Annotated in this window: 7 protein-coding genes; 2 read left to right on the top strand and 5 right to left on the bottom strand. The window is 61.0% G+C overall.

Going from position 1 to position 5,451, the window contains the following annotated elements:
• The 5 genes from ABY403_RS12920 to ABY403_RS12900 form a co-directional block, all read right to left on the bottom strand.
• Window positions 1–266, bottom strand: a 266-nt coding sequence (locus ABY403_RS12920; protein ID WP_372841236.1) for a hypothetical protein, incomplete at its 3' end; no start/stop codon positions are given.
• A complete protein-coding gene (locus tag ABY403_RS12915; RefSeq protein WP_372841235.1) occupies window positions 263–805 on the bottom strand; it encodes a nitrous oxide reductase accessory protein NosL in 543 nt (180 codons plus the stop codon). The genes ABY403_RS12920 and ABY403_RS12915, both read right to left, overlap by 4 nt.
• Window positions 806–912: 107 nt before the next feature.
• Entirely contained in the window at window positions 913–1,521 is a 609-nt protein-coding gene (locus tag ABY403_RS12910) for a nitrous oxide reductase accessory protein NosL (RefSeq protein ID WP_372841234.1), read from the bottom strand.
• Between the two features lie 76 nt (window positions 1,522–1,597).
• A complete protein-coding gene (locus ABY403_RS12905; protein ID WP_372841233.1) occupies window positions 1,598–2,218 on the bottom strand; it encodes a nitrous oxide reductase accessory protein NosL in 621 nt (206 codons plus the stop codon).
• Window positions 2,219–2,391: 173 nt separating this feature from the next.
• Entirely contained in the window at window positions 2,392–2,832 is a 441-nt protein-coding gene (locus ABY403_RS12900) for a hypothetical protein (protein WP_372841232.1), read from the bottom strand.
• Between the two features lie 424 nt (window positions 2,833–3,256).
• On the opposite strand from ABY403_RS12900, the gene ABY403_RS12895 reads away from it, so the two are divergent.
• Together ABY403_RS12895 and ABY403_RS12890 are read left to right on the top strand one after the other, a co-directional pair.
• A complete protein-coding gene (locus ABY403_RS12895) occupies window positions 3,257–4,141 on the top strand; it encodes an MBL fold metallo-hydrolase (protein WP_372841231.1) in 885 nt (294 codons plus the stop codon).
• Window positions 4,142–4,171: 30 nt separating this feature from the next.
• Window positions 4,172–5,451: SulP family inorganic anion transporter (locus ABY403_RS12890; protein ID WP_372841230.1), on the top strand; the 1,280-nt coding region annotated here is incomplete at its 3' end.

Below are 5,451 nucleotides of genomic sequence, written 5' to 3'. Positions count from 1 at the left end.
TCGAACGAAGCCGGATGATCCTGAAACGCGGTGTGCAGGTCGGCCATAGAGGGGTGGCGCGTGTAGCGTGCTTCGGTGAAAAGCGCCAAATCGGTCAGCCCGATCCGCCCAACCAGTTCTGCGTTTGCCGCAAGACGCAGGCTTTCGGCAGGCTCGCTTAGCTTGGCATGCAGCCCCGCCAGCCCCAGCCCGGCCGAGAACACCGCAATGGCGATGAACGCAGGGGTGGTCGGACGAGCCGAGGCAATGGCGGAGCGCAGTCTCATTCGAACTTACCTGCGTCTAGCCCGCTCAGCACCATGTCATCGACTTCGGCGTAGGTCAGCAGGCGTTTGCCGCCGTGGTCTTTCATGAAGTCGGTCGCGTCGGCTTCGGTCATCAGCGGCACAAGCTCATGGCCCATCGGGCCCAGCACGTCCGAGCCGATCGCATAAAGCGCCTCGATCGGGTCGACGAGTTGCACGGTGTAATAATCGGTCACACCCATGCCCACGATCTCTTCGCGGCTGCGGCCGGGCGTGTATTTGCCCACATTGTTGAGATATTTGAAGAAGTCCTTCCCACCGTCAAAGTGGAAGGCCTTGCCGTCGGGAAAGACCACCGTCGCAACCCAGTCGGTATAACGGTACACGAACATGCCGCAGACGGGGCAAGTGTCCGAAGGGCCGGGCGGGGGCAGATCAACCGGCAGCGCCTCTGCAAAGGCGGGCAGCGCGGGAAGCCCGACGCAGAATGTGGCGGCGAGGGCCGAGACCCCGGTCAGAAGCGCGCGCCGATCGGGACGGTGGTTGTGAGAGGTGCACATGGTGGGTCCTAGCTCGATTTTCGGCCCGTTCCGGGCGTGTGAGGTAGTACGGCCGGCCCCGATGCTTTTCAAGCAATGGCCAGGGCCGGCCGGGCGTGGTGTGCCGATTACATCTTCTTCGCAGCCGCGCGCTTGTCAGAACGCATCTGACGGGTGCGCATGGTGTCGTCTGCAAGGCTCATATACGCCGCGCGCAGGGCGCCGTCGAAATCGGTCATGGTGCCGCCATTAACCGCAGCAGCAGCTTCGGCCTTGGCCTTGTCGGCATAGGCGAACTTCGACACCGGCGACATCGTGCCGGGGAGTTTCGGGTCGATCACATAGGTGGCGTTCGCCACATCGACCAGCGGCTTCACTTCGGCGTCCGAACCCGCGTCGCCTGCGTAGATCGTCTTGGGCTTGCGGTCGAGGTTCAGCGCAAGGCTGACCGAAGCGCAGCGGATCGAGCAGGTACCGTCAACCGCGTCATCGTCATAAACGATCAGGTGGCGGCTGAAGCTGAAGGCCTGCCGCACCATGCCGCAATACGGGCAGCGCGGGTATTTGGAGAACTCTTCGGTCAGCGGGTCGGTATCGACCTTCAGAAAGCGGGCGAGGCCGTTTTCATTGGTCCATTCCCAGGGCATCTGCATTGCCATTTGCCCCTGTGCGCCACTGGCAACGAGCGTGGCAACAGCGCCGATCGACGAGGTGATAAGAAAATCGCGACGTTTCATGATGTATTCTCCGAGTAGATGGATTGAGTGATGAGGGCAGGCCGCAGCCGCGGCCATGCCCAAGTCAACGAATGGATCAGCCCTTCATTGCCGCGGCGCGCTTTTCGGCGCGTTTGGCACGGGTCCGGTTGGTGTCAGCGATGATGCCGTCGTAGGCTGCTTGCAGCGCGCCGTTGAAATCGGTCAGCACAGCGCCCGGCGCAGCGGCCGCAGCCTCTGCCTTGGCTTTGTCGCTGTAGGCCCATTTCGAGATCGGCGACATCGTCCCCATCTTGCCGGGGTCAATGACATAGTAGGCTGCGGCGGTGTCGATTGCCGGTTTCACCTCGGCCGGATCGCCTGCGTCGCCGGCATAGATGACCTTGGGGCTCCAATCGAGGTTGAGCGCCAAGCCGACCGCCGCACATTTGATCGAGCAGGTGCCATCCACCATGTCGTTTTCGTAAACGATCAGGTGCCGGGTATGGCTGAACTGCATGCGGTTCATGCCGCAGTAGGTGCAGGTCGGGTATTTCTCGAACTCGTTTTCAAGCGGGTTCGTATCAACCCGAAGTTTGAGCGTGAGGCCGTATTCCGACGCTGCGGGTGCCGCGTGGTTCATCGGCATTTGCATGTCCATCTGCGCATGTGCCGCAGTTCCGGCAAGCACACCTGCGGCACCTATCGACGAGGTGAGAAGAAAATCGCGACGTTTCATTTTGGAATCCCTCCGGGACATCTCTGGATCTGGCTTCCCGGTCACCGTGGCCAAGGGCCCGGCATCCGGTGTTCACGGCACTGCAACGGGTGTCCGGCTTGTCCGAGATGTCAGCGCAGAGACAAAAGATTTGGCGCTGGCGTGACACGATCGAGATGAAGGCAGAAAACCCGTCAGACGGTGCGCGCCGGAGGAGCGCGGATAGGTCCATCTGAGAGGGCACGAACCCAAGCATGAAGTGCAAATGCGGACGGCACTTCAAGGTCGAGCTCGGTAAACGCAGCCGGCACAGCCCCGCCCGCGGGCACCGGTTGGTCAAATCCGAAAACACAGGCACTGGTGCAAACCGCACAGGCAGAGGAACCCGCCGTGCTGGAGTTGCTTGCGGGAGAGAGGACCTCGATCCCATGACCGGTGCAGATTTCAAGAAAGGCGAAACGCGGATCAAGCCGCTCGGCATCAGCTTGGCTTGGCGCAGCACCCGCGATATGCGCGGTGGAAACCAAGATCTGCATCAGCATGGCCAGCAAAGCCAGCATCCGCGCAAGGTTGCGCGGGCGATCTTGGCCTCTGGATATGCTGTGGCTGCGCGTCATAAGCTTGAACCAAAACACCTTCTTCTTTGAACTGGACTACGCGCTTTAACTGCGCCGCGTCAAATTAGACATTCTGTCGCATCATTTTCGATCTAGGGGCAGTTTGTGATTGGTATCAAGTCGATGCCAAGGCCCAACCGCACCCTTCAACACATTTCCTACACTTTAGGTACGCATGGTAGTATGCGGATAAGATTAATTATTTTACCTATGCCACAACACTTGCAACTATTCTATTGGCTAAACGCGGTTACCGCGGTCAGATCCGCGGCGCACAAGTTATCTCGACGATCACACGAACTGGTGATCGCGCATCTTTGCTCTGCGGGTCCATCTTGGGTGGGGGGTGGACATTACATTCCCCATATTGAATATATCAATACGCAGCCTATCTGGCTTTGACAGGCCGCCCCGCGCGCAGTGAACTTTGAGGAGCCCGACAATGACGCAATATCTCGTCGATCTGACCGTCAAGCCCGAGGTCAAGGCCTTCTTCGACCCCGCGACCAACACCATCAGCTATGTCGTCAAAGACCCCGCCTCGACCTCCTGCGCGGTGATCGATTCTGTGATGGATATCGACTACGCCGCCGGGCGCATTACCTATACCCACGCCGATGCGATGATCGCCTATATCCGCGAGCACGGCTTGCAACTCGAATGGATCATCGAAACCCATGTCCACGCCGATCACCTGTCGGCCGCGCCGTACATCCAGCAAAAACTGGGCGGCAAGATCGGCATCGGTGAAAACATCCTCGTCGTGCAGGACACGTTCGGCAAGATCTTCAACGAGGGCACCGAGTTTCAGCGCGATGGCAGCCAGTTCGACAAGCTGTTTCGCGATGGCGATACCTACCACATCGGCAAGATGCAGGCGCAAGCGATCTTTACCCCCGGCCACACACCCGCCTGCATGGTGCATGTGATGGGTGATGCGGCCTTTGTAGGCGATACGCTGTTCATGCCCGATGGCGGCTCGGCGCGGGCAGACTTTCCGGGGGGCGATGCGGCGACGCTTTATGACAGCATCCAGAAGCTGTTGACCCTGCCCGATGCGACGCGGCTGTTCATGTGCCACGATTACGGGCCAAACGGGCGCGATATTCAGTGGGAAACCACGGTGGGCGCGGAAAAAGAGCACAATATCCACGTCGGCCACGGCACCACGAAAGAGGCTTTCGTAAAGCTGCGCACCGAGCGTGACGCAACACTGGCGATGCCGCGGCTGATCATTCCTTCGCTTCAGGTCAACATGCGCGCGGGCGAAATACCCACCGATAAAGACGGGCGACCGATGCTGAAGGTGCCGGTCAATGGGCTTTGATGTAGCCCAGGGCGCGGTGCGGGTATGAAGATGCGGTCGTTTGCGCGCTATCTGCCGGTGCTTGACTGGGGCAGGGGCTACGGGCAACAGACGCTATCTGGCGATCTGACGGCGGCGATGATCGTGACGATCATGCTCATCCCGCAGTCGTTGGCTTATGCGATGCTGGCGGGCCTGCCGCCTGAAGCGGGGCTTTACGCCTCGATCGTGCCGATCTTGTTTTATGCTCTGTTCGGCACCAGCCGCGCGCTGGCCGTGGGGCCAGTGGCGGTGGTATCGCTGATGACGGCGGCCAGCCTTGGCGCGGTGGCCACGCAGGGCACTGCGGGCTATGCAACGGCGGCGCTGACGTTGGCGGGCCTTTCGGGGGCGATGCTGCTGGCCATGGGCGTGTTGCGGCTGGGGTTTCTGGCCAATTTCCTGTCGCATCCGGTGATTTCTGGATTCATCACGGCTAGCGGAATACTGATTGCCACAAGCCAGTTACGCCATATTCTTGGGGTAAGCGCGGGCGGCGATACCTTGCCGGAAATGCTTGCCGCGCTCTGGCGCGCGCTTCCCTCGACCAACCCCTACACGCTTGTCATAGGGCTTGCCGCGACGGGCTTTCTGTTCTGGGCGCGCAAACGCCTGAAACCGGCGCTGCGCAGGCTGGGCATGGGCGCGCTTGCGGCAGAGCGGGCCGCGCGTGCGGGGCCAGTGGTCGCGGTATTTGCCAGCATCATTGCGGTCTGGGCGCTTGGGTTAGAGGCGCGCGGGGTGCAAATCGTGGGTGCGGTGCCGCAGGGCCTGCCGCCCTTTACACTGCCCTCGTTTGCACCCGAGCTTGTGTCGGCGCTGCTGCTGCCTGCCGTGCTGATCTCGGTCGTGGGTTTTGTCGAATCGATCTCGGTGGCGCAAACGCTTGCTGCCAAGAAGCGCCAGCGCATCAACCCGGATCAAGAGCTGATCGGGCTTGGCGCGGCCAATCTGGGGGCTGCCTTTTCGGGTGGCTTTCCAGTGACCGGCGGCTTTGCCCGCTCGGTCGTCAATTTTGACGCGGGGGCTGAAACCCCTGCGGCTGGGGCCTTTACCGCCGTTGGGCTGGCGCTGGCGGCGCTGTTGCTTACGCCCTTTTTGCACTATCTGCCCACCGCCACTCTGGCCGCAACGATCATCGTGGCGGTGCTATCGCTGGTTGATCTGACGATTCTGAAGCGCGCCTGGGCCTATGCGCGGGCCGATTTCATCGCGGTTGCGGCAACCATTCTAATCACGCTTGGTGTTGGGGTAGAGGCGGGGATTTCGGCGGGGGTTGCGCTTTCGGTGGG

The organism is Phaeovulum sp., assembly GCF_041596715.1.
GTDB lineage: Bacteria > Pseudomonadota > Alphaproteobacteria > Rhodobacterales > Rhodobacteraceae > UBA6213.
The sequence above is the reverse complement of the archived record's forward strand: the minus strand, read 5'-3'. Positions and strand labels throughout refer to the sequence as shown.

Excerpts from the sequence above, each read along its gene's own strand:
- ABY403_RS12915 (WP_372841235.1), bottom strand. The coding sequence starts at position 805 with ATGTGCACCTCTCACAACCACCGTCCCGATCGGCGCGCGCTTCTGACC.
- ABY403_RS12910 (WP_372841234.1), bottom strand. The coding sequence starts at position 1,521 with ATGAAACGTCGCGATTTTCTTATCACCTCGTCGATCGGCGCTGTTGCC.
- ABY403_RS12895 (WP_372841231.1), top strand. The coding sequence starts at position 3,257 with ATGACGCAATATCTCGTCGATCTGACCGTCAAGCCCGAGGTCAAGGCC.
- ABY403_RS12905 (WP_372841233.1), bottom strand. The coding sequence starts at position 2,218 with ATGAAACGTCGCGATTTTCTTCTCACCTCGTCGATAGGTGCCGCAGGT.